Origin of the sequence: Pseudomonas sp. OIL-1, assembly GCF_010669185.1 — a bacterium.
GTDB lineage: Bacteria > Pseudomonadota > Gammaproteobacteria > Pseudomonadales > Pseudomonadaceae > Halopseudomonas > Halopseudomonas profundi.
This window is the reverse complement of sequence record NZ_CP048629.1, coordinates 3,344,858-3,368,638: the sequence shown is the minus strand read 5'-3', so window position 1 is coordinate 3,368,638 and position 23,781 is coordinate 3,344,858. Positions and strand designations below refer to the sequence as shown.

20 protein-coding genes and 2 pseudogenes are annotated in these 23,781 nt (G+C 57.3%); 13 read left to right on the top strand and 9 right to left on the bottom strand.

All coding sequences use genetic code 11. The annotated features are described in order from the left end of the window. Positions 1-12: 12 nt before the first annotated feature. Positions 13-402, top strand: a complete 390-nt coding sequence (locus tag G3M63_RS15600) for a nuclear transport factor 2 family protein (protein WP_163983715.1) — start codon at positions 13-15, stop codon at positions 400-402. Between the two features lie 149 nt (positions 403-551). Continuing rightward, entirely contained in the window at positions 552-1,139 is a 588-nt protein-coding gene (locus G3M63_RS15595; RefSeq protein WP_163983714.1) for a helix-turn-helix domain-containing protein, read from the top strand. A gap of 266 nt (positions 1,140-1,405) precedes the next feature. Here G3M63_RS15595 and G3M63_RS15590 read toward each other — a convergent pair whose 3' ends face one another. Further along, entirely contained in the window at positions 1,406-2,371 is a 966-nt protein-coding gene (locus G3M63_RS15590) for a LysR family transcriptional regulator (protein WP_163983713.1), read from the bottom strand. A gap of 331 nt (positions 2,372-2,702) precedes the next feature. Here G3M63_RS15590 and G3M63_RS15585 point away from each other — a divergent pair, with 331 nt between their 5' ends. The 4 genes from G3M63_RS15585 (at position 2,703) to G3M63_RS15570 (ending at position 5,718) form a co-directional block, all read left to right on the top strand. Then, the gene (locus G3M63_RS15585) at positions 2,703-3,692 is read left to right on the top strand and encodes a zinc-dependent alcohol dehydrogenase family protein (RefSeq protein WP_163984300.1); all 990 of its coding nucleotides are present in this window, start codon (positions 2,703-2,705) and stop codon (positions 3,690-3,692) included. 30 nt (positions 3,693-3,722) lie between these two features. After that, positions 3,723-4,058 carry an antibiotic biosynthesis monooxygenase gene (locus G3M63_RS15580; protein ID WP_163983712.1) on the top strand — a complete coding sequence of 112 codons (336 nt, stop codon included), beginning with the start codon at positions 3,723-3,725 and terminating at the stop codon, positions 4,056-4,058. A gap of 329 nt (positions 4,059-4,387) precedes the next feature. Next, positions 4,388-4,654 (top strand): DUF2790 domain-containing protein, encoded by a 267-nt coding sequence (locus G3M63_RS15575; RefSeq protein WP_163983711.1) that lies wholly within the window; start codon positions 4,388-4,390, stop codon positions 4,652-4,654. Between the two features lie 80 nt (positions 4,655-4,734). Next, a complete protein-coding gene (locus tag G3M63_RS15570) occupies positions 4,735-5,718 on the top strand; it encodes an AraC family transcriptional regulator (RefSeq protein ID WP_163983710.1) in 984 nt (327 codons plus the stop codon). Between the two features lie 325 nt (positions 5,719-6,043). Here G3M63_RS15570 and G3M63_RS15565 read toward each other — a convergent pair whose 3' ends face one another. Then, positions 6,044-6,328 carry a hypothetical protein gene (locus G3M63_RS15565; protein WP_163983709.1) on the bottom strand — a complete coding sequence of 95 codons (285 nt, stop codon included), beginning with the start codon at positions 6,326-6,328 and terminating at the stop codon, positions 6,044-6,046. A 471-nt stretch (positions 6,329-6,799) separates the two neighbouring features. Here G3M63_RS15565 and G3M63_RS15560 point away from each other — a divergent pair, with 471 nt between their 5' ends. The 7 genes and pseudogenes from G3M63_RS15560 (at position 6,800) to G3M63_RS15530 (ending at position 14,146) form a co-directional block, all read left to right on the top strand. Continuing rightward, entirely contained in the window at positions 6,800-7,450 is a 651-nt protein-coding gene (locus G3M63_RS15560) for a hydrolase (RefSeq protein WP_163983708.1), read from the top strand. 97 nt (positions 7,451-7,547) lie between these two features. Further along, a complete protein-coding gene (locus tag G3M63_RS15555) occupies positions 7,548-8,447 on the top strand; it encodes a pirin family protein (protein WP_163983707.1) in 900 nt (299 codons plus the stop codon). Continuing rightward, positions 8,444-10,078: pseudogene (locus tag G3M63_RS15550) on the top strand (acetolactate synthase large subunit); the annotation flags it as partial. The gene G3M63_RS15555 and the pseudogene G3M63_RS15550, both read left to right, overlap by 4 nt. Positions 10,079-10,146: 68 nt before the next feature. After that, a complete protein-coding gene (locus tag G3M63_RS15545) occupies positions 10,147-11,580 on the top strand; it encodes an aldehyde dehydrogenase family protein (protein ID WP_163983705.1) in 1,434 nt (477 codons plus the stop codon). 279 nt (positions 11,581-11,859) lie between these two features. Then, on the top strand, positions 11,860-12,729 hold the full coding sequence (locus G3M63_RS15540; protein ID WP_163984299.1) for an alpha/beta fold hydrolase: 870 nt from the start codon (positions 11,860-11,862) through the stop codon (positions 12,727-12,729). A 312-nt stretch (positions 12,730-13,041) separates the two neighbouring features. Continuing rightward, positions 13,042-13,661: pseudogene (gene ycaC, locus G3M63_RS15535) on the top strand (isochorismate family cysteine hydrolase YcaC). A gap of 77 nt (positions 13,662-13,738) precedes the next feature. Continuing rightward, on the top strand, positions 13,739-14,146 hold the full coding sequence (locus G3M63_RS15530; RefSeq protein WP_163983704.1) for an OsmC family protein: 408 nt from the start codon (positions 13,739-13,741) through the stop codon (positions 14,144-14,146). Between the two features lie 42 nt (positions 14,147-14,188). On the opposite strand, the gene G3M63_RS15525 is transcribed toward G3M63_RS15530, so the two are convergent. From G3M63_RS15525 to G3M63_RS15495, 7 genes are all read right to left on the bottom strand, one after another. Next, positions 14,189-14,923, bottom strand: coding sequence for a pirin family protein (locus G3M63_RS15525; RefSeq protein WP_163983703.1), 735 nt, complete (start codon positions 14,921-14,923; stop codon positions 14,189-14,191). Next, positions 14,920-15,534: an AraC family transcriptional regulator gene (locus G3M63_RS15520; RefSeq protein ID WP_163983702.1), complete on the bottom strand. Its 615-nt coding sequence runs from the start codon at positions 15,532-15,534 to the stop codon at positions 14,920-14,922. The genes G3M63_RS15525 and G3M63_RS15520 overlap by 4 nt, the downstream gene beginning before the upstream one ends. Before the next feature lie 152 nt (positions 15,535-15,686). After that, positions 15,687-16,325, bottom strand: coding sequence for a response regulator transcription factor (locus G3M63_RS15515; protein WP_163983701.1), 639 nt, complete (start codon positions 16,323-16,325; stop codon positions 15,687-15,689). Between the two features lie 4 nt (positions 16,326-16,329). Then, positions 16,330-19,356 carry a sensor histidine kinase gene (locus tag G3M63_RS15510; RefSeq protein WP_163983700.1) on the bottom strand — a complete coding sequence of 1,009 codons (3,027 nt, stop codon included), beginning with the start codon at positions 19,354-19,356 and terminating at the stop codon, positions 16,330-16,332. 64 nt (positions 19,357-19,420) lie between these two features. Then, positions 19,421-20,203 (bottom strand): alpha/beta hydrolase, encoded by a 783-nt coding sequence (locus G3M63_RS15505; RefSeq protein WP_163983699.1) that lies wholly within the window; start codon positions 20,201-20,203, stop codon positions 19,421-19,423. After that, a complete protein-coding gene (locus tag G3M63_RS15500) occupies positions 20,204-21,811 on the bottom strand; it encodes an MFS transporter (protein ID WP_163984298.1) in 1,608 nt (535 codons plus the stop codon). It lies immediately after the preceding gene. A gap of 4 nt (positions 21,812-21,815) precedes the next feature. Beyond that, the gene (locus G3M63_RS15495) at positions 21,816-23,654 is read right to left on the bottom strand and encodes an amidohydrolase (protein ID WP_163983698.1); all 1,839 of its coding nucleotides are present in this window, start codon (positions 23,652-23,654) and stop codon (positions 21,816-21,818) included. Positions 23,655-23,781: the final 127 nt, after the last annotated feature.

Here is a 23,781-nt window from a genome sequence, read left to right as displayed (position 1 = left end):
GGAGGTGCTTCCTTGGCCAGTAACTCAAGTGGTTCGATTCTTCCTCCAAGAGTCGCACAGTTCATCGAGGCAACGAACGCCGGTGACCTGCCCCGTCTTCTTGAAGTCTTCGCCGCGGATTCCATCGTCAACGATCAGTTACAGCAATGGCGCGGGCTAGCTGAACTAGGTGAGTGGGCTAGGCGGGAAGTCGTCGGGCAGCAACTATCGCTTCGCATTACTCACTACATCCCGCACTACGGCCACTGTGTTATTGCGGCCCATGCTGACGGAAATTTCGACAAGCGTGGGTTGCCCGATCCGCTGCAAGTCCTGCTCTATTTCACTCTCGCCGAAGACAAGATCGTGCAACTGATCATTCTGCGAGATAACTCGGGCACCTGCTCTTTCGATGCGGGCTGAGCAGGTGGATAGAGGTTCGACGACCGTGCGATAGAGCCTGCTGTTTACAGAGCTTTTCAACTTCTGACTTAGCTTTTGCGCGCATTCGCCTGATCATCATCGGCATGTGGATCGTGTTACCCGGACGATCACAAGCGGAGGATAATCCCATGAACAGCAATGCAATGTTGGCCGCAGGAGCTCATGAACAGAGCAGCCAGAACGGGGTTGCGTTGGCAGCGACTTTGTTGGAGTTGCTCTCCATAGCGCAATCCAAGGTTGAGCTTGATCATCAGGCTGCGCGAGCATGTCTATCCCGTGCAACGGCTTTGTTGGCAGCTAGCCTGGAACGCGACGGCGAATTGAAGGCCGAGAGTGCTTTCCGCGGCAAGCTGTCCGGTTGGCAGGCGAAACGCTTGATGTCATACATCGAGGAGAATCTCGACCGGCCTATCCGGAGTCCCGATCTCATCAGGCTCACCGGAATCAGCGCCGGACATTTCTTTCGAACCTTCAAGGCAACATTTGGTGAGGCTCCGTTCGCGTATATCGCCGGCCGGCGCGTCAAGCTCGCACAGCAGATGATGCTGACGACGAGCCTTCCGCTTTGCCAAATCGCACTCGATTGCGGGCTGTGCGATCAATCCCACCTGACGCGCTTGTTTCGGCAGTACGTGGGTACGACGCCGAGTCAATGGCGGCGGGAATATGTCCGTGGGTCGCTAGATTTGACGCCCGCGCATTCGGACGTGGCATGAAACTCGATTTGCGCTCAGCGCGTGATGGCTGCAGCGGTCACGGGGGGGCACGGTTTCGCTGCAGGATGCAGGCTGCATCCTGAGGATATGTCATCCAGGAGTCGCAGCGCCCGAGTCATCGGGTAGGGGAAGATGACTACGGCCGCCAAGCCGGAAGCAACCTCCCGGCGCTGCTTTGGAAAACCTCAGAAACCAGGGAGCCGCGTGCTGCGCTCATCGCGCTAACCCTATCCCGTCGAACCGTTATCAGATTGCGAGCCGCGAAGCTAAAGTTCAGCAACGGCCGAAGTTGCCATGAGTTTCGCTAAACAGGGATAAGGTTTCGCAACGTCTGTGCGTTCGTGTCCATCGTTTTGCAGGTGCGGGGTTTGTTCAAAGTAATCGATCATGATTTCGGTGAGAATCCGGACCTTCCGTGCCGGGTGTTGACTTGGGGGACGGATGACATACGCACCGACTGGAGGTGGTGGATAGTCGGTCATAATCGGAACAAGCGCGCCGGAGGCTCTCTCTTCATGAGTCAGGCAATCGGGGAGCCACGCGATGCCAAGCCCCGCTACAGCGGCGGCAGTTAGAGCTGTTCCGCTGTCGGCCTTGAAACGTCCCTGTGGATGTACCTTGATGATCCTGTCGCCGTCCATAAATTGCCAGACTTCTGTGCCATGCATCAGAGCCTGATGAGCAAGAATTTCATCTGGTGTCTCCGGTGCCCCATGCGCCTTGATGTAGCCTGGACTCGCGACGAGCTTCCCATGGATCGGGCCGACGCGCCTGGCGATCATGTTGGAGTCCTGCAGTAAGCCAACCCGTATCGCACAATCGTAACCCTCTGTGATCAGATCAACGAAGCGATCGCTGTAGCCGGTATGAATGTGGAGATTCGGATGGCGTCGTGCCATTTCGGCGATTGCGGGAGCGAAATGAGTTGGACCGAAAGACAGAGGGGCAGCAATTCGAAGGCGCCCGCGAAGTTCACCGGTCGGAAGAATCGCTTCTCTGGCTACGTCAGTTTGGGCGCAGACCTGGGCCGCGTAGTCTCTGAAGGTGGTTCCGGCTTCCGTGAGGGAGGCTCCCCGGGTAGACCGTGTGAGCAATTGGACGCCGAGTTCCGATTCAAGCCGGACGAGCCGGCGACTGACGACCGATTTGGTTACACCAAGCCGGAGCGCAGCAGGCGAAATGCCTCCAGCGTAAGCAACTTCCACAAATGTCTGTAGCTCCTCGATGTCCACTGTGGTGCCCTCCATTTAGCGACAAAGATTTCCACAAAATGGTAGTAACCGGTAGAGAGCAGAGATAGGACGATACTGCTACGAATTGGCGTCACCACAGCATGGAGCGCCAAGGGGTAGCTGATACTTTCAGCGCCCGACCGTTGTTCGGGCGTAAGTCGAGCCTCAGGCTTGCCTGGTCAATGCGAATGTTTAACCCAGGTGTTTCCGTATTTCGCGACACAGCTTCGCCGCTAGGAGGACTACTGGGTTCCCGGTGAGGTAGTTACATTCTTATCTCCGGGACCGAGGGTTCCATAAGTGGAGAAAGACCATGAAGCAAGAAGCTGGAATGAAAGCGATGGTGCTCAAATCATTTGGCGGGCCGGAATCGTTCGAGCTTTGCGAGGTGCCCAAGCCAGTGCCGCACGCGGGACAAGTGCTGGTGCGGATACACGCAACCTCCATCAATCCGTTGGATTACCAGGTACGCCGTGGCGATTATTCCGACCTGGTGCCGCTGCCGGCAATTACCGGCCATGACGTATCGGGTGTTGTCGAAGCCGTCGGGCCGGGTGTGACGAGCTTCGTGCCAGGCGATGAAGTCTGGTACACCCCGCAAATATTTGACGGCCCTGGCAGTTATGCCGAATACCACGTTGCAGCCGAAAGCATTATCGGAAGCAAGCCGCCCTCGCTGAGTCATCTTGAGGCCGCAAGCCTGACCCTGGTTGGCGGCACGGTGTGGGAAGCACTGGTCGTGCGTGCTGGGCTCAGAGTGGGGGAGAGCATCCTTGTGCACGGCGGGGCTGGCGGCGTCGGCCATGTGGCGATTCAGGTGGCAAAAGCCATTGGCGCCAGGGTGTTCACTACTGTGCGCGAAGCCAATTTTGAGTTCGCACGGAGTCTGGGTGCCGATGTGGTCATCGACTACGAGCAAGAAGATTACGTGGACGCCATCCGCCGGGAAACCGGTGGCCAGGGCGTCGATGTAGTGTTCGACACCATCGGCGGCAATACATTGTCGCGCAGCCCCGACGCGCTCGCACAACTTGGCCGCGTAGTCTCGATTGTTGACATTGCCCAGCCACAAAACGTTATAGAAGCCTGGGGCAAAAACGCCAGTTATCACTTTGTTTTCACCAGACAGAACCGCGGCAAACTTGACGAACTGAGCACCTTGATAGCGCGCGATCAGCTGCGGCCGCATGTGGGCGCGGTCTATTCACTCCAGGACATTGGCCGCGCCCATGCCTTGCTGGAGACCCCAAACAACGGTCTCCGGGGAAAAGTCGTGATTGCAGTCGAGCCGCAGGATCATCTCGTTAGCGCGAATGTTTAACCGATGTATTCACATTAAGGAGTGCCCCCCATGATTTATGAGATAGCTATGCTGCCTGTTCACAAAGATCAGATTGAACAGTTCAGATCTGCATTCACCGAAGTGGCTCCTCTACTCAGCCGTGCCAAAGGCTACGGTGGTCACTTGCTCGCGCAAGGTATCGAAACCCCACAGCTATTCAACCTGATAGTGCGGTGGCAGTCCTTAGAGGACCACACGCCTGGCTTCGAAGCGAGTGAAGATCATCGGCAGTTCATGATGGGCTTAGAGGGATATTTTTCGAAAGAGCCGGAGGTTTATCACATTGAAGGGGCACCTTTTATAAATGGAGAACCTGGCTTCAGCACGGCTCCTTTGACATCGTAATGACAATGTCTTGGAAAGTTGGTGGATTTTAGAGATCTGGTCGCTGTGATGAATATGCGGGCTAGATCTCGATAATCTGTAGTGCTTGCAGATTTGATCTGTCAATTCCTGATTTGCGGTCTGGTACTTTCACCTCCAGTTCAATATTCCAGATGGTTAGGTGCATCGAGCTGGATAGCCGTTGATCGATCGAGGTTAACTGATTACTCCTGGCCGTTAGTAGTAATTGAGGAGGGCGAATATTTACATGTCGCTTGCTCGAAATTGGTTGGTGCCTTGACTGTCCTTGGAAGCACCAAAGCAATATACAACTATTCGGGATCCAGATTATGAACAGCAAGAATCGCAGCAAATCAGAAAACATTATTTTGGCCACTATCGGATTGCTCTTATCCTGTAACGTGCTCGGTGAGATAATCCCCATAACCTATGAATATGGCCTGAAACCTGATGTTGTAAAGGTTTTATCCATATCAACCGAATACACCCCTATCTGCGAACCAGTAGATCACATAATGAAATACATAGATTCGTCTGGAGAAACCCGAGCCCTGAAATATCGGGCTCTTTCAGATGCGTGCAGCTCGAGGGGCTAGCAGAATCCTGGTGGCCTACAAGATCCACCCGGAAGTGTCTGTAGTCCGCATTCGTGGTTGCACGAAGCTGGAGGGTAGTCATGAATACCATCACTTATCAGGCTCCACTCGCCTACGCCTTGCCCAGCACCCGCAAACTATATGTCGCGCCTATCTCTAGCGAGCTGACAGAGCTGGTATCGGCAAAATTGCCAAGCGAGGGTATTTACAAAACCGATATTGCGGGACTTGAACTCTTTCGCGTCGACGCGCCGACATCCTGCATGCCCACCGTCTACGAACCGTCCCTGTGCGTGATTGCCCAGGGGCGCACGACAGTACAACTTGGTGACCATGATATCGTCTATGGCGCACTCAGTTGCATGATGTCCAGTGTCGAGCTCCCGGCGGACGGCCGGGTGGTGGATGCCTCGCCTGAACATCCGTTCCTGGCGGTGAAAATCAACATGGACCTGGCCGAGGTGGCTGAATTGGTGTTGCAGCTAGGCAATGCAGCAACGACTGTCGAAGCTTCGGACCGTCCATACTCTGAGTGCGGCCTCTGGTTTGCGCAGGTAGACATGGGAATGCTCGACGCCTTGATCCGGCTGGTGCGTCTACTCGACGCGCCTACCGATGCGCCCATACTTGCTCCGCTAATTCGCCGCGAAATTGTTTACCGAGTATTGATTGGGGAGGAGGGGGCGCGGATACGTGAGTTCGTATCTGCGGACAGCCAATTAAATCGCATCTCCAGGGTCATCTCCATGCTCAAAGATCGCTTTGCCGAAACGCTGCGTGCGCGTGATCTCGCTAAAGACTTCAACATGAGTGAATCGACTTTCTACCATAGTTTCAAACAGGTCACGCGTATGTCGCCGCTCCAATTCCAGAAGAGGCTGCGCTTGCATGAAGCGAGACGACTAATGCTCAGGGAAGGGCTCGAGGCGGCGACCGCAAGCTTTCGCGTTGGCTATGAAAGCCCGTCGCATTTCAGCCGCGAGTATCGTCGGATGTTTGGCGCGCCGCCGCGTGCGGATGTTGTCAAGCTGCGCGGCGAGACGGGGATGGGCGTATCGGGATAATGCATCCGTCCATGCGCTCTTTTTGCTGCGATAAGATGCGATGCGTCTTGCATCCAAACATGGGTGATGGTCTGACCGCAAAATCTGAACCCCGCACTCCCTCCCTCCTTCGGATTGTTCAAGAGCTGCGAGCTTGCTGCCGTAACCTTGCCCGGTCCTGTGATCAATGAGCGGACTGTATGGTCGCTGACATTATCGTTCGGAGTAGTTGCGAAGGTTGGTGATCGAGCCCGAATAAAACAGCCGTAGGTCGCTTATCCCGACGGCTGTTAATTAGGGCTCGGTAGTAACTCACGTGACGCTTGCAGCCAAAAGATAAAATAGTCTAGCGGCCGTTACGCTTAGAAAATCCGTATCTGTGACGCTTTTGAAAACGCTTCAAGCTTGCCGAACGGTGGTTGGCCTGCTTGAGCCTTTTGTCCGAGGAAGAAGCTGATTTGACTGCCGGCTCAGCATCAATCCTCTGTTCCCTGGCTGCTACTTTGTGGAACTCTTTGAGACGGTCCGCACCGTCTTCAGCCATCGCGCCAGTTAACGGTACTGCACTAAGAACGGCGACGGACAGAGCACTTATTATCAACCTTTCTTTGATGCGGTTGAATTTTCTCATAACGAATCTCCTGAACATGAATGGTTTTGAAGCTCGATCAATAGTCGGCCTCTAAGTGACAAAAAGCCAAGCCCGATTAGCTCAGCCCGTGAATGAAATATATATATTTAAGGGTTGGTGGTGATACACAGAACCTGCGACGTTATTGCCTAATTCTGTGCGTTTTTTCTACGAGCGTTCATGGTGTAAGGCGAGCGCTAGCAGACAGCGCTTTGGTTGGAGCGGATCATATAACTTGCACTTCATCCGTTAATCGCGTTCCCAGAAGTGTTTCTGCGGCCACAAGTATAGTGCTTCACCGATCACACGATTATCCAAACTTCAGACAGTCATCCAATAATAGACGGTGACGCTTTGCGACAGTGTCAGGGTGTTTTATGAATCTTGTACTCGTCGAGATGAGGTTGTGCCGCCACTGACGGACAGCCTCGAGAGTGCAGGCACGCCCAAATTAGGAATAGAGGATAATCCATGACTTTCCGTAACGGCCTTGCTTCGCTTCTTCGTCCCGAAGACTCGGTACTTGTACTAATCGACCACCAGCCGTTCCAGCTGGCGAATTTGAACAGCCACGAACCGCTGATGGTGATCAACAACTCAACCGCCCTGGCGAAGGCAGCCAAGGCATTCAATGTACCGACCATTCTGACGAGCGTGCTGGCTGCCCAGGGCGGCGTGATTTTCCCTCAGATCACCGACGTGTTCCCTGACCATGAGGTAATCGACCGGACGTTTATCAATACCTGGGAGGACCCGGCGGTAGTGGACCTGGTCAAGACGACAGGCCGAAAGCAGCTGATCATCGCCGGGCTGTGGACCGAGATATGCGTCGCTATGCCGGCCATTCAGGCTGCTGGAGAAGGTTGGGACGTGACGGTGGTGACCGATGCGTCTGGCGCCGTTTCCGTCGAGGCTCACGAGGTTGCCATTCAGCGCATGATCGGTGCCGGAGTGAACATGATGACCTGGTTGGCTGTAGCAGCCGAGTGGCAGCGTGATTGGGCCCGAACCGACAGCCTCGAAGGGATGATCGAGGTTATGAAGCAACATAGTGGCGGGAGCGGCATCGCCTTCCTGTGGGAGCAGCAGCTGCTCAATACGCCGGTACCTGACAACGCATGATGACCTGTCTGTGGGCCCGATAGGGTTCGAGATCAACGGAAGGACCCTTGCTCTGGATCAGGGCCCTTGATGACGTACTTCGAACAGGAGAGACGAAATGATTGACATGATCATCGAGCAGAGGCGACGGGCCCTCGGCGGCGGCCTTCAGGTGGGCCGCGTTCTGCCATTTGCCAAGCAGCGAATGGTAGGGCCATTCATCTTTTTCGATCACATGGGGCCCATCGATCTCCCACAAGGCATTGCTGCTGATGTAGACGTTCGCCCGCATCCCCACATCGGCCTGTCTACGGTGACTTACCTGTTCGCCGGGACTGTGATGCACCGGGATAACCTTGGCTACGAACAGGCAATCAGACCCCAGGAAGTCAACTGGATGACCGCCGGCCGGGGAATCACTCATAGCGAGCGGTTCGAGCACGCGCGGGTGCATGGCGATCACTTGCACGGCATTCAGGCCTGGGTGGCGCTGCCTACCGAGCATGAGGAGGTCGCGCCATCGTTCTCCCATCATGCGGGGCAGGATCTGCCGCAATGGGACGATGATGGCGTGATCGGACAGCTCATCGCAGGCAGTGCCTATGGTTTGACGGCTGGGGCCGAAACGCATTCGCCGCTTTTCTACGTTCATCTCGATATGGCCGCAGGCGCTTATGCGGAGATTCCTGGCGGATACGAGGAACGCGCAATCTATATAGCGACCGGGGCGCTAGAGGTGAGCGGCCAGCGCTACGAAAGCGGCAGGATGTTGGTGCTCGGGGCAGCCGCGTCGCGCATACGCGCCCTGGAGCGCTCCAGAGTGATGGTCCTCGGTGGCGACCCCGTAGGGGAGCGGTTCATTTACTGGAACTTCGTCTCCTCATCGCAGGAGAGGCTTGCCCAGGCAGCATCTGACTGGAAGGCGGGAAGGATGAAGCTGCCGGATGCCGACGATGCGGAATTCATACCATTGCCGGACGAGCCAGCGTCATGGAAAAAAAGGGGGATCTCATCATGACCAAAGCATCCGATCTTTTCATCCAGTGTCTGGAGGAAGAGCAGGTCGAATATATTTTCGGGGTTCCCGGCGAGGAGAACCTCGACATGCTCGACAGCCTCAGCCGCTCGACCAAGATTCAGCTGATCCTTACCCGCCACGAACAGGGCGCGGGATTCATGGCCGCGACCTATGGCAGGCATACCGGCAAGACCGGCGTCTGTATGGCGACGCTGGGTCCGGGCGCGACCAATCTGGTCACCGCCGCCGCCTATGCGCAGCTTGGAGGCATGCCGATCCTGATGGTTACCGGCCAAAAGCCGATAAAAAAGTCAAAGCAGGGTCGTTTCCAGATCCTCGATGTGGTCGACATGATGAAGCCGCTGACCAAGTTCACCCACCAACTTGCGAGTGCTGACAACATTCCCAGCCGTGTGCGTGAGGCCTTCCGGCTGGCCGAAGAGGAGAAGCCCGGCGCAACGCATATTGAGTTTCCCGAGGATGTCGCAGACGAAAAAACCGAATCGGTCCCGCTCAAGCGCAGCCACTCGCGGCGACCCAATGCGGATGTGAAGTCGGTGCGCGCTGCGGTGCATGCACTTGAGAAGGCCAGGTCGCCAATCCTGGTGATCGGGGCAGGTGCCAACCGCACGATGACCAGCCGAATGCTGCTCCAGTTTATCGAGAAGACCGGTATCCCGTTTCTTACCACTCAGCTCGGCAAGGGTGTGATTGACGAACGTCACACAGGGTTTGTCGGCTGCGCGGCCTTGTCGGCGGGCGACTTTGTTCACAGCGCGCTCGAAGCCGCCGACCTGATCGTCAATATCGGCCATGACGTGATCGAGAAGCCGCCGTTCTTCATGCGGCCGGGCGGCACGCAGGTCGTCCATATCTCATCCAGGGCCGCCGAAGTCGACCCGGTCTACTTTCCGCAGATCGAGGTTATCGGTGATATCGCCAACGCGATCTGGCAGATCAAGCAGGATATTGTTCCCAATGGGGGCTGGACGTTCGACGCGATGCTGGCGGCGCGCAAAGGCCAGGTTGCGCACACCACGTCGATCTCAGGCGATGCACGCTTCCCGATCTTCCCACCCTTTCTAGTTGAACAGGTCCGCGCGGCGATGCCAGAAGACGGCATCATCTGCCTCGACAACGGTATCTACAAGATCTGGTTCGCGCGCGACTATCCCGCTTACCGACCCAATACCGTGCTGCTCGACAATGCGCTCGCCACGATGGGCGCGGGCCTGCCTTCAGCCATGGCTTCGGCAATGGTCTATCCCGAACGCAAGGTGATGGCGATCTGCGGCGATGGCGGTTTCATGATGAACAGCCAGGAAATGGAAACCGCCGTTCGCTTGAAGCTCAACCTCACCGTGCTGATCCTCAACGACAACAGCTACGGCATGATCCGCTGGAAGCAGGCGAACATGGGCTTCAAGGACTGGGGGCTGACATACGGCAACCCCGACTTCGTCAAGTATGCGCAAAGCTATGGTGCGTTCGGCCATCGTGCCGAAAGCGCCGAGCATCTCAAGCAGCTGCTCGCGCACACGCGCGACACGGCGGGGGTTCATCTGATCGACTGTCCAGTTGATTATTCAGAGAACGACCAGATCCTCAACATCGACATCAAAACCCTGTCGAAACAATTGCAATCAGTGTCCCTGCCTGCGGCTTCGCCGAAAGACGGGGTGCTTCTCGGGAGTTTCAAATGACCACCCTCAATCCCGTCTATCCGCTCTACCTGAACAATGTGGCTCAGCAGCCGAATGCCGATCTTGCAGTAACCGACAAGTTCACCGGCGAGGTCGCGTTCCGTGTCGCGCAGGCTGATGTCGCGACGATCGATGCAGCCATCGCAGGCGCGGTCGAGGCGGCAGAACCGATGGCGCGGATGGCCAGTTACGAGCGCCAGGCGGTGCTCACCCATTGCGTTACGCGCTTCAAAGAGCGGTTCGACGAGCTCTCGTACGCGCTGTGCGTCGAGGCGGGCAAGCCGATCAAGGATAGCGAGGGGGAGGTCGGCCGCCTGATTGACACGTTTCGCATCGCCGCCGAAGAGTCGGTGCGGATGACCGGAGAAGTCCAGCCGCTCGACATTTCGGCGCGCGCCAGCGGCTATCAGGGCATCTGGAAGCGCGTGCCGATCGGACCCTGTTCATTCATCTCGCCGTTCAATTTCCCGCTCAACCTGGCCGCGCACAAGATCGCGCCGGCACTTGCGGTGGGCTGTCCGTTCGTGATGAAGCCAGCAAGCCGTACCCCCTTGGGCGCGATTATCATCGGTGAAGTCCTTGCCGAAACCGACCTTCCGAAAGGCGCATTCTCTATCCTGCCCGCCAGTCGTGACGGGGCCGACCTGTTCACCACCGACGACCGGCTCAAGCTGCTCTCGTTCACTGGATCGCCCGATGTTGGCTGGGATCTCAAGGCCCGTTGCGGCAAGAAGAAGGTTGTACTCGAACTCGGCGGCAACGCTGCAGTAATAATTGATGCCGACGCTGATCTGGACGATGCGCTCGAGCGCGTGATCTTTGGGGCCTTCTACCAGTCAGGGCAGAGCTGTATCGGCGTGCAGCGCATCATCATTCACGCCGATGTCTACGACCGGTTCCGCGACATGCTGGTCGCCAGGACCAGGACGCTGGTAGCGGGCAACCCCAAGCGGCGCGAGACGTTCATTGGCCCGATGATTCATGTCAATGAAGCAACCCGGCTGGAAAGCTGGATCAGCGAAGCGGTCGCAGCCGGCGGCACTCTGTTGTGCGGTGGCACTCGCGACGGCGCAATGCTCGACGCCACTCTGCTCGAAGCCGTGCCAGCGGACACCAAAATTGTCACCGAAGAGGCGTTCGGCCCGGTTGCGGTGCTGTCACGCTTCACAGATTTTTCTGCCGCACTGGCCGAGGCCAACGCCTCCAAATTCGGGTTGCAGGCAGGCATCTTTACCCGCGACCTGTTCAAGATGTTCGATGCCTGGGATCTGCTCGATGTGGGCGGGGTGGTGATCAACGACGTGCCCAGCTACCGCGTCGACAACATGCCCTATGGCGGGGTCAAGGATTCGGGTCTAGGCCGCGAAGGCGTGCGGTTCGCGATGGAAGATATGACAGAAATCCGCAATCTAGTGATTCGCCGACGGTAAGGCATGTCCTCGGGGGAGGGCGTCACCCAGGGGGCCGAGCTCGGCGCCCGTCCAAAACCGTTGCGCGTGGAGATCAGAGCTGTTCACGAGTCCGGCAAGCCAATAGAAGAAGTCGCCGAGATATGAGGCTTAGCTGCGCATGGGTCCGGGCTGAGCGCAGGTCGTTAGTGCGACCAGCCACACAATCATCCCAAACTCAGGAAGTCATCCAATAGCAACAAAGAACGCCCTGCGACAGTAGATTGGAATTAACCACCGCTAAAGGCAGAGGATGATGTGATGAAGACACGCTATGGGATTCAACAAGTTGATGACGTTGAAGTCTTCTACCGCGAGGCGGGGCCGAGCGATGCCCCGGTAATTCTGCTCCTGCACGGGTTCCCGAGCGCCAGCCATATGTTCCGCAACCTGATTCCGTTACTTGCCGATCGCTTCAGGTTGATTGCACCGGACCTGCCCGGATTCGGCCAGACGAAGTCGCCGGCGCGCGGTGCATTCGAATACACGTTCGACCACCTCGCCGACGTGATCGAGGGCTTCACTGCCGCCATGTCATTGGATCGATACGCGTTGTATATCTTCGATTACGGTGCCCCGGTGGGTCTGCGCCTTGCCATGCGTCATCCCGAGCAGGTGTCGGCGATCATCTCGCAGAACGGCAACGCCTACGTCGAAGGGTTTAGCGACGAATGGGGCCCCTGGGAGACCTATTGGCGCGAGCCCAGCGCGGCAAACCGGGAAGCCTGCCGGCCATCGCTCTCCCCGGATACCATTCGCAACTGGCAATACGGCACGGGCGCTGATCCCGGACTGTTGTCGCCTGACGGCTATGAACTGGATATCGCCTATATGGCGCGGCCAGGCGCTGAGGAGATCCAGCTTGACCTGATCCTCGACTACCGCAGCAACGTCGCGCTGTATCCGGACTTCCAGTCTTATTTTCGCGAATACCGCCCACCGTTGCTTGCCGTGTGGGGACGGCATGATCCCGCATTCCTGCCCGCCGGCGCCGCCGAGTACAAGCGCGATCTGCCCGATGCGCAGGTTCGCCTGCTCGATGCCGGGCATTTTGCCTTAGAGACGCATGCGCAAGAGGTGGCAGCCCTGATGAGGGCATTCCTTGAGCCGATTACCGATCAGTACCGATAGTTGGATCGCCACTTTAGGGGGCAACACATGATCGATTTGAATGGGAGCGTGCATTAGCGAGGGCGCACCAGGTGCGCCCAGCCCGGGTTATTTCCCTTTCCAGTTTCTTGATCACACATTTATCCCAATCTCGGACAGTCATCCAATAACGCGTGGCGATGCTTTGCGACAGTGTACGGGCGTTGCACAAACCTCGTACCTGCCGAAGGCCAGCACAACGCGGAACCCAGCAGCTGCAATGGCGTGCGGTGTGCAGGCATTCATCGGCAAGCACTTACCGAACTCGAAACTTGATTGAAATGGAGAAGGATCATGGCTTTTGAATATAAGCGTCTGGATAAAAACGATGTAGCCCTGCTGATGGTGGATCATCAGGCTGGACTGCTTTCACTGGTACGGATTTCTCACCGGATGAGTTCAAGAATAACGTTCTGGCTCTGGCGGATATCGCCACGTTTTTCGATATTCCAACAATATTGACAACCAGCTTCGAGAATGGCCCGAATGGTCCAATGGTTCCGGAGCTAAAAGCTGCGTTTCCCAATGCGCCATACATCGCACGTCCCGGCCAGATCAACGCCTGGGACAACGAAGACTTCGTAGGCGCGGTGAAAGCAACGGGCAAGAAGCAGCTACTCATTGCCGGTATTGTCACTGAAGTGTGCGTGGCTTTTCCTGCTCTATCGGCCATCGAAGAAGGTTTCGATGTGTTTGTAGTAACCGACGCCTCGGGCACCTTCAACCCGGTAACGCGGGACGGTGCGTGGAGCAGGATGCAGGCTGCCGGTGTACAGCTGGTCAACTGGTTTGCTGTGGCCGGTGAGTTACATCGTGACTGGCGCAACGATGTCGAGGGCTTTGGCGGAATTCTGGCCAATCACCTGCCGCATTACTCCAACCTGATTCAGAGTTTCGACACGCAGCAAAAGTAACTTCCTTAGCCCGCTCTCACATGGTGGGGGCGGGCTGGTTCTGGACGCAGTCCTTCTCCCACGACCTGGTACCATCCATGACCATAAAACTATCCAGAAGCGATTCAGGTAAATTCCGTCAACTGCTCCAGATTGACCAGCATGAACTTGTCGCTGATGCGCGGTTTGACCCGGAGTCTGACAGCGGGCCCAATCCTCATGATCTCTATGACGCAGCGCTTGCCGCATGCAAAGCAATCACCTTGTTAATGTATGCGGAGCAAGCGCGCATTCCGTTGGAAGATGTGCACATCACCATCGACCGGGACAGCAGTGAAGAGCGATCGGGTAAGTACCATTTGCACGTTGGCCTGGTCCTTATTGGTCAACTGGACCCTACCCAGAAAGACCGTCTCGAAAAAGTTGCTGCCAAGTGCCCCGTTCATAAATTGATGACAACCGTCGAAACCACGATCACGACAACCTGTGAAGCCATTCAAGGATAGATCGCAATCGCTACACAAGCGCGCGCAGACGGTTCACTGTCATTATTCGCCTCGTCCCGGCTGCCGCAGGCGAGTATCCGGCCGCAGATCAAATACCAATACCTCAGCATTACGCCCATTGCTGAAATCAAGGTCAGTCTCATCCATGATTCTGGCCCCGTCCCCAGCCGCCATCCACTTTCCGTTCAGCAAGACGGTGCCGCGAGCAACGTGAACGTAGCCGTAGCGGCCAGGCCGCAGTTTGAAATGTGCAGCTTCGTAGCCATCAAGTTCTGCTGTATAAACACGCACATCCTGATTTATAGCTAACGATTGATCATCGCCATCTGGCGAAAGGAGCAGGGCAAATCGGCTACGTTTGTGTACCGGGTCGAGAGAATACTCCTGGTAGTTCGCGGGCTGGTTTGCTTGCGCTGGAAGGATCCAGATCTGAAGAAAATGCACCATCGAAGTTTGTGATGCGTTGAACTCGCTATGAACAACGCCAGTGCCCGCGCTCATCAATTGGACGTCGCCGGGTTTGATGGTCGAGCCATTACCCAGTGAATCCTTGTGCGCCAGCTCGCCTTCCAGAACATAGGTGAAGATTTCCAGATTACGATGCGAATGGGAGCCAAAGCCCATGCCGGGGTCGACCCGATCCTCGTTGATCACCAGCAGATCGGAGAAGCCGGACTGCTCTGGGTCGAAGTACGACGCGAACGAGAAAGTATGGGCCGACCGTAGCCAGCCATGATCTGACTGGCCGCGTTCTGCGGCTGCTCTGATAATGATCATGCTGGACTCCTGGCCTGGACCGCTTGATTGGATGCCGTTGTGTTGCGGGTTCTAAGCAAATCAGGATCTGCCGCGTGGAGCTTTCTCCAGGTCTGCGGGGACAAGCCTGTCTGGCGTCTGAATACGCGGCAGAAGTGGGACTGGTCGCAAAAGCCGTGACTGAGTGCGACATCGCTCAAGGAATGCGGCGAACGGACCATATATCGCGCTGCCGCTTCCACACGCTTTGCAGCTACATACATCAGCGGGGTCAATCCGGTGGTTTGTTTGAACGCATGGGAGAAATGGCTGGCGCTCAGTCCTAAAAGCGAGGCGAGTTCGGAGGTGCGGATGCTTTGGTCCAGGTGCTGCTTTATGAACTCGTTGATACGTGCAATCTGCCACCGTGCCAACCCGCCTCTGGCTTTGCACTGTGAAGAATTACTATGACTATCGGCTCCCAATATAGCGATTGCTCTGTCCAGATAAGCGGCCGCTGCGTCGGGGTCGTGATAAATAGCCTTTTCCGTTTCCGTTAACAACGCCAGCATTTGTCGGCTCCGTTTCAACCACTCGGAATGTGTGGGCGGGGCGCTGTTGGATGGGTAATGTACACCCGCATTCTGGTTCATGGCTCGCGCTCCTCTGCCGGGATTAGATCCAGGTGGCGCGTATGATTCGCCACCCTCGGTTGAACAGGATGGCCCTATGGCCGAGCGACTCACAGAGCCTAAAGGGGCGGGCTGAATCAACACTAAAGTGGGGGGAGGGCGCAGCTTGCACGCTATTGTGGTAGTTCGATGATTCCTCGCTGAATACCAATGGTCACCGCATGGGTCCGGTTATTGGCGCCCAGTTTGTCCATGATGTTTCGCAGGTGGCCTTTTACCGTGTCCTCGCCGATGGCAAGCGCTACAGCCGTCTCCTTGTTAGACAGGCCGCAAGCTACGTGGCGCAGTACATCAAGCTCCCTGCCGGTGAGACCGTCCTGATCAATATGAGCCGCGAGTTCTGCAGCGATCTCCGGAGGATAGCGGCGTTTTCCGGCGGCGAGGGCACGTATCGTGTCGATCAGTTCATGACGCAGCGTGCTTTTAAGAAGATAGCCGCGCGCACCCGCCTTGATCGCTTGAAGTGCCCGTACATCACCTCGATAAGTCGTCAGTATCGCGATGCGCGCCTGCGGAAACTCCGACATTATCGAGCTGATGGCACCGATGCCGTTGAGCTCCGGCATCTGCACATCCATGAGAGTGACATCAGGTTGCGTCGCCCGAAATATCCGGATTGCCTCCAGCCCATCGGATGCTTCGCCGACCACGCTGATGTCCTCATAACCACTCACGACTGCTGTAATCCCCTCGCGTATCAGCGGGTGGTCGTCCACGATCAAAACCGTGATGGGCGTTCTGAAATCAACCATGGCTTTAGCCTGTTCTACTGAAGCGGGTTTGCGTGCTGCCGAGAGGATGTTCATAAGCGGCAGAGGCAGGTAGGGACAGGTTGATCCGCGTACCGCTTCCAACATTGCTGATAATCGACAGCTTGGCGTCAATTCTCTCGGCACGTTCATACATGCCCCTGAGGCCACCGTGCGCAGGTCGCCCTCGCATGCGCTGGTAGACGGGATCAATGCCAATCCCGTCATCGGCGACAACCATTTCGAACCGGTGCGGCGTGTATGTGAAGGTAACGGACACCTGTGTCGCCTGCGCATGGCGCAGCGAATTCAAAACCGCCTCCCTGCCCACCTGATAGAACGCGTCGCGAACAGTGCTTCTCAGTACCGCGGTCTGACCTATATTGCTGACCTGGTAAGTAACAGAATCTGACTCGGGGGCCTCAAGTCGCAACGCCTGGAACGCGGTGAACAGGTCTTCCGCAGGAGCCATCTGGCCACGCAAGCCGGTGATCCGATCACGGCCTTCGGCAATCACCTGCTCGGCCCGGTCCAGCGCCCGCTCCATCGAATGACGAGCCGTTGATTCCTTGGGTAGCCTGTCAGCGACCGCCTGAAAGCTGAGCATCATGCCCTGAACGCTTTGCAGCAAGGTGTCATGCAACTCGCGCGCGATGCGTTCACGCTCCTGAAAACGTTCTTCGAGTCGGGTCCTGAGAGCTGCCTTTTCCCGCAGCGTATGAACACGGGACATCCAGAGCACGAGTGCCAGCAGTGCCAGTGCAGACATCAGCAGGAACTCCGGGCGTAGATAGAAGACCTGTGGAATGCTGACAGTTAGCGTGGCGAGAGGAAGGTTAAGCCTCCCATTCGCGCCCAGCGCGCGGACCTGAAATTCGTAGTCCCCCGGGCGCAAGTGTGGAAAAGTCGCTTGCCTGGAGCGCCCGGCGTCCACCCATTCCGAATTATGCCCATCAAGCCGGTATTGAAAACGCATTGTCTCCGGTGCGGAGAGATTCAGGGCAGAGTAGGTGATAACCAGTTTTTCCGGGGCGGCAGATAGGCGGACGGACGCGTTGGAGATATCGAGATCGGCTCCATCGGCTGTCAGCGACTTGATCGTGACGGCGGATGTCTGTGTCCCGCCCCTTAGTCGGTATGGGTCGACGCGGACGACCCCATCTTCGGTGGCAAACCATAGCGAGCCTGCTGGAGTGAATACCGCAGTAGGCACCGGCAATACCTTATATGGGTCCATGGGTAGCTGACCAATGTGATCATGTGAGCTATACAGGAGCGTGTCACCACCGGCTATCACCCGCTCGATCTCTGCGGCGGGCAGTTTGAAGATACCGCCTCGACTGTGTATCCAGATATCCATCCCGGAATTGCCCGCGTTTTTCTCTGCCGGCACGGCGACTAATGCATAGATATTCTGGAAGGCGCCGGCCGCTGGCAGGCTAAGACGATGGAAACGACCATTTTCGAGATACGCCAAACCGTACTGGCCACCCATCCAGGTGCGTCCTGGCAAATGCAGCATTGCCGTAACATGGCCGATATCCAGACCTTCCTCTTTGCCCCAGTGTGCGATCTTCTGCTCATCGATCGAAACCAGGAGATTGTCCCGATAGCCGAACCACAGTTTGCCAGTCAGGTCTCGTGAGGCAGTGACAGGCATTATTTGCCGTTCGGCATCGCTGACCGGCTCAATACGTCGCCAGTGCTGATCAGCCCAGACGAAAAGCCCTGTCCGGTTGATCGAGACCCAGATACCGCCATCCTTATCTACCGTCATCGCCCTCACCGCGGCCTCCCGAGCGGAACCCACAGGTAACGCTGCGATCCGCAGCGGCCCGTCGTCCGAAATCGAAAAGATCCCCCGGTGTCCGCCAATCAGCAATCCGTGATCCTGGCTGTTCACCAACGTGGTGATCGGCATGTTCAACTCGGAGATGGAGTGGCTGTCGCCGCCGGGGCCTATCAGCTGACCGTTGTCGGTGCCGACCCACAACGAACCATCACTGCTCACCGCCATTGCATGACTGCCGGCCCCGACGGGCAAGGCAAGGGGAGTCATTATTCTACGCGAGAGGCGGTCCAGACCTGCATCCGTGCCCAGCCACAGGTTGCCATCTCGATCGATGAGTTGGGTTAATACCTTATTGGAGCTGAGTCCGTGGCGCACAGTGAACAGGCTGATCAGGTCGTTATCCTCGGTAAGACTTGATCGCGGGTCCGCGGCCAGCTGGTGCACGCCAGACCCTAGCGTGCCCAGCCAGGCGTCGCCATGCTCATCAATAACGATACTGACCGTGCGCGAACTCGGTATTTCTTCAATTTCATATTCGGGAGAGTCTGTTTTTTTTAGACGCAGTAACTGACCCCGGGCGCGATCAGTTATCCAGATGTCACCTGTAGGGGAGGATGTAATCTTGCTGATCGATTGGCTCTTGACCGCGATGGGTATGAACTTTGATGCGCCTGGGGGGAGAGCAAACAACTGTTCTTCGCTCGCAGCCCATACAGAGCCATCGGCATCCACGTGGACCGCACGGGCATGGCGCTCGGTAAATCCCGCGTCCTCGCCAAAAGGCTGCCACGCCGTGCCATCATGCCGGGCGAGGCCATCATCCGCGGCAACCCACACCTGTCCTTGTTGATCCTCAGCCATGCCGTAAATTACTCCGCCCGGTAGGCCTGGATCGCCCGGTTGCAGGACGCCCTTTGGGCTGATCAAGCGTACACCGCCTGCACGAAGACCTACCCACAGACCCTTGGAGGTACTGAGAAGCGCCGAGACCATGCCGAGCGATTCACTGCCTTCCGAGGTGAATTTTTCAAACTCGAAGCCATCAAAGCGATACAAGGAATCGTGAGTACCCAGCCACAGATACCCGTCAGCGGTCTGCGCAAGTGCACCCACTGCACCCGGGCCTCGGTCGCTGACAGTCCAGCGGCGGTGGTCCATTTCATCTGTAATGCGCGCCGATGCGCTCGTACACGCAATGCAACCAAGCGCGAGGCTCAGCAGCAAGGTGACAAATGTTCGCACGGAGAATACCTGTCGCATGCGCCGACGCGCTTGCTTGTAATGAGCCTTCCAGCTGAAAGTGTGATCAAAACCAGCCCAGTTGGCGCTCGAGCCATTCGAGGATGCGGTCGGCGACCTGTTCCCAGCCTGGCTGCGTAATGATCAAATGGCCGTAACCGGGAAACAGGAGGTAGTCTGTCGTAGCCAACGAACGTCTTTGATAAATATAGTTGGCTAAAACCACAGAGCTGGCAACTATACGATCATCGCCGCCAGCAACCAGTAACAAAGGGGCTCGCTCCCGGTTGAATCGCAGCCGGCTGCCCACGCCTATCGCTGCCGTTACCATCAGTGTCTGCGGGACTCTCCCAACAAACCTTTCATAACGCAGTCCGTTCGTCTTCGATAGCGGATGTCCCATGCAGCGTGAGACCTGCGCAGATGTCATACGCAAGAAGCGCATGCCATTCAGGTGCTCAACCCGCGCTGCGAGTATTTGCAGCAGCGAACGGGTGTCAGGAAAAACCCGCCGGGGCGGACGGGGAGCAATAGCCACTCCGGCAACACCCAAGCCTCGATCCAGCAGCAACTGAACAACCAGCCCGCCCATCGCATGCCCGATAAGTATAGGCGGCACAGGCAAACCCGCAATCTGCTCAGCATAGAAATCCACGAGGCGTCTGAGGGGCGACGAGCGGGTGTCGGTGCAGTGCAGTACCCGGTGCCAACCCAGCTCGCCAGGGGCTGGCAGCGAGAGCACACAGCAGGTGAAGCCGCAGGCCTTGAAGTGACGTTCGAATTTGTCCCAAACCGCCGGGATCAGCCAGTCGCCCTGAACAAAACAGACCTGGTACTCCACGGCCGACATTCAGCGATGCGCTACGTGCATGAGATGGTGTTTGATCACCAGCTCCACGTCCGGTCGCTGAAAACGTCGCGCAGCTGATTCGATGCGCCGGTCTGCCCTGGTGACACGGCCATGGTGGCGCATGTGCTCCAGCCAGGAGCCATCAATAAAGAACTCCAGCCAGCTGTCAGAGTTCTCGGTATTCTGTACCAGCCCCCACGTCAGCGCGCCACTGCGCCTACGCATCGCCCGGACCTCTTGCATGGCCCGCGTGAACTGCTCCGCATCTGCTGGATTGATGGAGTATTCCAACGTCACCATTACCGGCCCGCGATCGATGTCCTCTTCCTTAGGGGATATGGGTGTTGGCCAGTGCAGCGAAGGGGCAATATCCTCAGCCTCGGTCACCGGCAACGTAAGACGCAGTGTCAGGAGCACCCCAAGGATCAAAACAGCGCTGGCGCCAAGCAGCGCAAAAGCCACATCGTATCGACTGGCAATGGCGCCCCACAGCAGCCCACCTGCTGCCATACTGCCGAAGAAAACGAGTATGTAGACCGAGAGTACGCGTGCCCTGACCCATGCAGGCACTGAGGTCTGCACTGCAATTTGCAAACTGGACAGCACAGCGATCCAGGCCGCACCGCTGAGTGCCATGATCGGTACCAACCAGATCAGGTCTCGCAGCAAGGCGAGGGCGGCCAGCACCACGGCGTACAACACGCTAGCCACCACTACCAGTAAATGGTTGCTGATGCGCGAGCGAATCGCCGGTAATGCCGCAGCCCCAACCAAGGCACCAACGCCAACGCTGCCGAGCAAAAGCCCGAAGTCCATGGCGGTACCCTGCATTTCGCCACGCACCAGCAAGGGAAGCAGAGCCATCCCGGCACTGGCACCCAGAAAGAACGCAAAGGTTCGCGCAAGAGCCCGTTTTATCGGCGACGATTCGAGACTGAAAACCAACCCGGCACGCATCGCACCTAGCAGACGCTCCGCCGGCAGTACATTGGGCTCCACCTGCCTTTTCCAGAAAAACAGCACCGCCATGACCGCCAGGAAAGATACCGCGTTCAGCGAAAAGGTAAGCCATGGCCCGCTGAGGCTGACCAGTACTCCGGCAATCGCCGGCCCGACTGCCCGAGCGACGTTGATCCCGACGCTGGACAGCGCGATGGCTGCCGGCAAATCTGTCTTACTGACCAACTCCGGGGTGAGTGCCGACCAGGCGGGCATCATCAAGGCTGTACCGATACCCATGCAGGCGGTCATGCCCAACAGGAGAGGAACTGTAACCAACCCTGCAGCCGTCAATAGCGCCAGAACCAGCGCGGTGGAGGCCATCCACAGCTGTACCGCCAGCAGGTAGCGCCGTTTGTCTATGACGTCCGCCAACGCACCGGCAGGCAGGGCCAGGAAGAACATCGGGGCAGCGCCTGTAACCTGGATCAGGGCGACGGCAATCGGGTTGGTTGAGAGGCTGGTCATCAGCCAACCGGCGCCTACCTCGTGCATCCAGGTTCCGATATTGGACGCTATGCTCGCAATCCACAGCCAACGGAACGTGGCATGGCGCAGCGGGCTCCAGGCCGATGCAGCTGGAGCCGATGTAGCGGGGGCCGGGGTCACGCTATCAGAACGCAAAACAGGAACATCCGAAAGCGCCCCAGAAACCCTGATAGTCGCTGACCGGCACTGAACTGGTTCTTACCCGGCCATGCCGATGAGCGTGAACTGCACAGGGTCCCGAGCAATGATGAACATTTGACTGCAGTGGCGCGCTGGGTTTCCAGTGCCCAGGCACACGCGCCACCGGTGACCAATCCGGTAGCACCGGTAGGTCACCAGGAGACAGCGGCCCGAACTGCCCGGCGGCGTATACCACTTTGCCACCGACCACGGTCAATACCGATTCGATCCACTTGATCTGTTCTTCCTCGACGCTGAAAAAGTCCGCGTTGAGCGCGACCAGGTCCGCCAATTGGCCGACTTTCAATTGGCCTTTCTTGCCCTGCTCCGATGAGAACCAGGCGCTGCCGTGGGTAAAGAGCTCAAGTGCGACCGCGCGGGATAAGCCTTCTGGATGCAACGCCAGACCTCCCAGCGTCTTGCCACTGACCAACCAGTAAAGCGACGTCCAGGGGTTGTAGCTGGATACCCGCGTAGCGTCAGTACCTGCGCCCACCGGCACGCCCTCGGCCAGCATGCGCTGAATCGGCGGCGTCTGTTCTGCGGCCTTGCTGCCGTAGCGGTCAACAAAATACTCGCCCTGGAATGCCATGCGATCCTGGATCGCGATGCCACCACCCAGAGCGCGCACGCGCTCGATGTTGCGCGGCGTAATGGTTTCAGCGTGATCGAAGAACCACGGCAAACCATTGAAGGGAATGTCCTGATTGACCTTTTCAAACACATCCAGCATGCGCGAGATGGACTCGTCATAGGTCGCATGCAGGCGGAACGGCCAGCGATGTTCCACCAAGTGGCGGACCACCGGCTCCAGTTCCTGCTCCATTTGCGGGGCAAGATCCGGGCGCGGCTGAACAAAGTCTTCGAAATCTGCCGCAGAGAACACCAACATTTCGCCCGCACCATTGTGACGGAAGAAATCAACGCCATCCCCAGGCTTGACCTGGCTGGTCCAATTTTGAAAATCAGCCAGCTCTTCCTTTGGCTTCTGGGTGAAAAGGTTATAGGCAATACGCACGGTGAGCTGATCGTTGCTCGCCAGCTCGCGCACCACCTGGTAATCATCCGGATAATTCTGAAAGCCGCCACCGGCATCGATGGCACTGGTCACACCCAGCCGGTTCAACTCCCGCATGAATTGGCGCGTGGAGTTGACTTGATATTCGAGAGGCAGCGTCGGGCCTTTTGCGAGCGTTGAGTAGAGAATCATGGCATTAGGCTGTGCGACCAGCATCCCGGTCGGTTCGCCATTGGCGTCGCGCTGAATTTCGCCGCCAGACGGATTAGGCGTATCGCGTGTATAACCCACCACCCGTAATGCGGCGCGGTTCAATAGCGCTCGGTCGTACAGATGCAGGACAAAGACCGGCGTGTCCGGTGCCGCCTGGTTAAGCTCATCGAGCGTCGGCATCCGCCGTTCGGCAAACTGGAATTCATTCCATCCGCCTACCACCCGCACCCATTGCGGCGCGGGCGTGCGGTCGGCCTGAGTCTTGAGCATACGCAGCGCATCCGCCAACGAAGGCACCCCTTCCCAGCGCAGCTCAAGGTTGTAGTTAAGGCCGCCACGGATCAGATGGAGGTGCGAGTCGTTCAACCCCGGAATGACCGTGTGCCCCTGTAGATCAATCAGCCGGGTTGCGTCGTTACGGAACGCCATGGCCTCGGCATCATTGCCGACAGCTACTAACTTGCCATCCTTTATCGCCACGGCTGTGGCTCGCGGTTGTTCCCGATCCACTGTGTGCAGATCGCCATTGAAGAAAATGATGTCGGCACTCATGTTGCCTCCTTGAACCGGTGAGAACGTCGAGGCCGCAGCCGCTGCAAACGGAAACGTCGACCACAGAGCGCAGCTAGCGACGATCAGTGATCCAGCGGCGATAAGCGCTCGGCGGCCCTGGTTTGTT

What these genes read in the sequence shown, in the direction of transcription:
- G3M63_RS15595 (WP_163983714.1), top strand. Translation starts at nt 552, where the DNA reads ATGAACAGCAATGCAATGTTGGCCGCAGGAGCTCATGAACAGAGCAGC.
- G3M63_RS15585 (WP_163984300.1), top strand. Translation starts at nt 2,703, where the DNA reads ATGAAAGCGATGGTGCTCAAATCATTTGGCGGGCCGGAATCGTTCGAG.
- G3M63_RS15580 (WP_163983712.1), top strand. Translation starts at nt 3,723, where the DNA reads ATGATTTATGAGATAGCTATGCTGCCTGTTCACAAAGATCAGATTGAA.
- G3M63_RS15575 (WP_163983711.1), top strand. Translation starts at nt 4,388, where the DNA reads ATGAACAGCAAGAATCGCAGCAAATCAGAAAACATTATTTTGGCCACT.
- G3M63_RS15570 (WP_163983710.1), top strand. Translation starts at nt 4,735, where the DNA reads ATGAATACCATCACTTATCAGGCTCCACTCGCCTACGCCTTGCCCAGC.
- G3M63_RS15565 (WP_163983709.1), bottom strand. Translation starts at nt 6,328, where the DNA reads ATGAGAAAATTCAACCGCATCAAAGAAAGGTTGATAATAAGTGCTCTG.
- G3M63_RS15560 (WP_163983708.1), top strand. Translation starts at nt 6,800, where the DNA reads ATGACTTTCCGTAACGGCCTTGCTTCGCTTCTTCGTCCCGAAGACTCG.
- G3M63_RS15555 (WP_163983707.1), top strand. Translation starts at nt 7,548, where the DNA reads ATGATTGACATGATCATCGAGCAGAGGCGACGGGCCCTCGGCGGCGGC.
- G3M63_RS15545 (WP_163983705.1), top strand. Translation starts at nt 10,147, where the DNA reads ATGACCACCCTCAATCCCGTCTATCCGCTCTACCTGAACAATGTGGCT.
- G3M63_RS15540 (WP_163984299.1), top strand. Translation starts at nt 11,860, where the DNA reads ATGAAGACACGCTATGGGATTCAACAAGTTGATGACGTTGAAGTCTTC.
- G3M63_RS15530 (WP_163983704.1), top strand. Translation starts at nt 13,739, where the DNA reads ATGACCATAAAACTATCCAGAAGCGATTCAGGTAAATTCCGTCAACTG.
- G3M63_RS15525 (WP_163983703.1), bottom strand. Translation starts at nt 14,923, where the DNA reads ATGATCATTATCAGAGCAGCCGCAGAACGCGGCCAGTCAGATCATGGC.
- G3M63_RS15520 (WP_163983702.1), bottom strand. Translation starts at nt 15,534, where the DNA reads ATGAACCAGAATGCGGGTGTACATTACCCATCCAACAGCGCCCCGCCC.
- G3M63_RS15515 (WP_163983701.1), bottom strand. Translation starts at nt 16,325, where the DNA reads ATGGTTGATTTCAGAACGCCCATCACGGTTTTGATCGTGGACGACCAC.
- G3M63_RS15505 (WP_163983699.1), bottom strand. Translation starts at nt 20,203, where the DNA reads ATGTCGGCCGTGGAGTACCAGGTCTGTTTTGTTCAGGGCGACTGGCTG.
- G3M63_RS15495 (WP_163983698.1), bottom strand. Translation starts at nt 23,654, where the DNA reads ATGAGTGCCGACATCATTTTCTTCAATGGCGATCTGCACACAGTGGAT.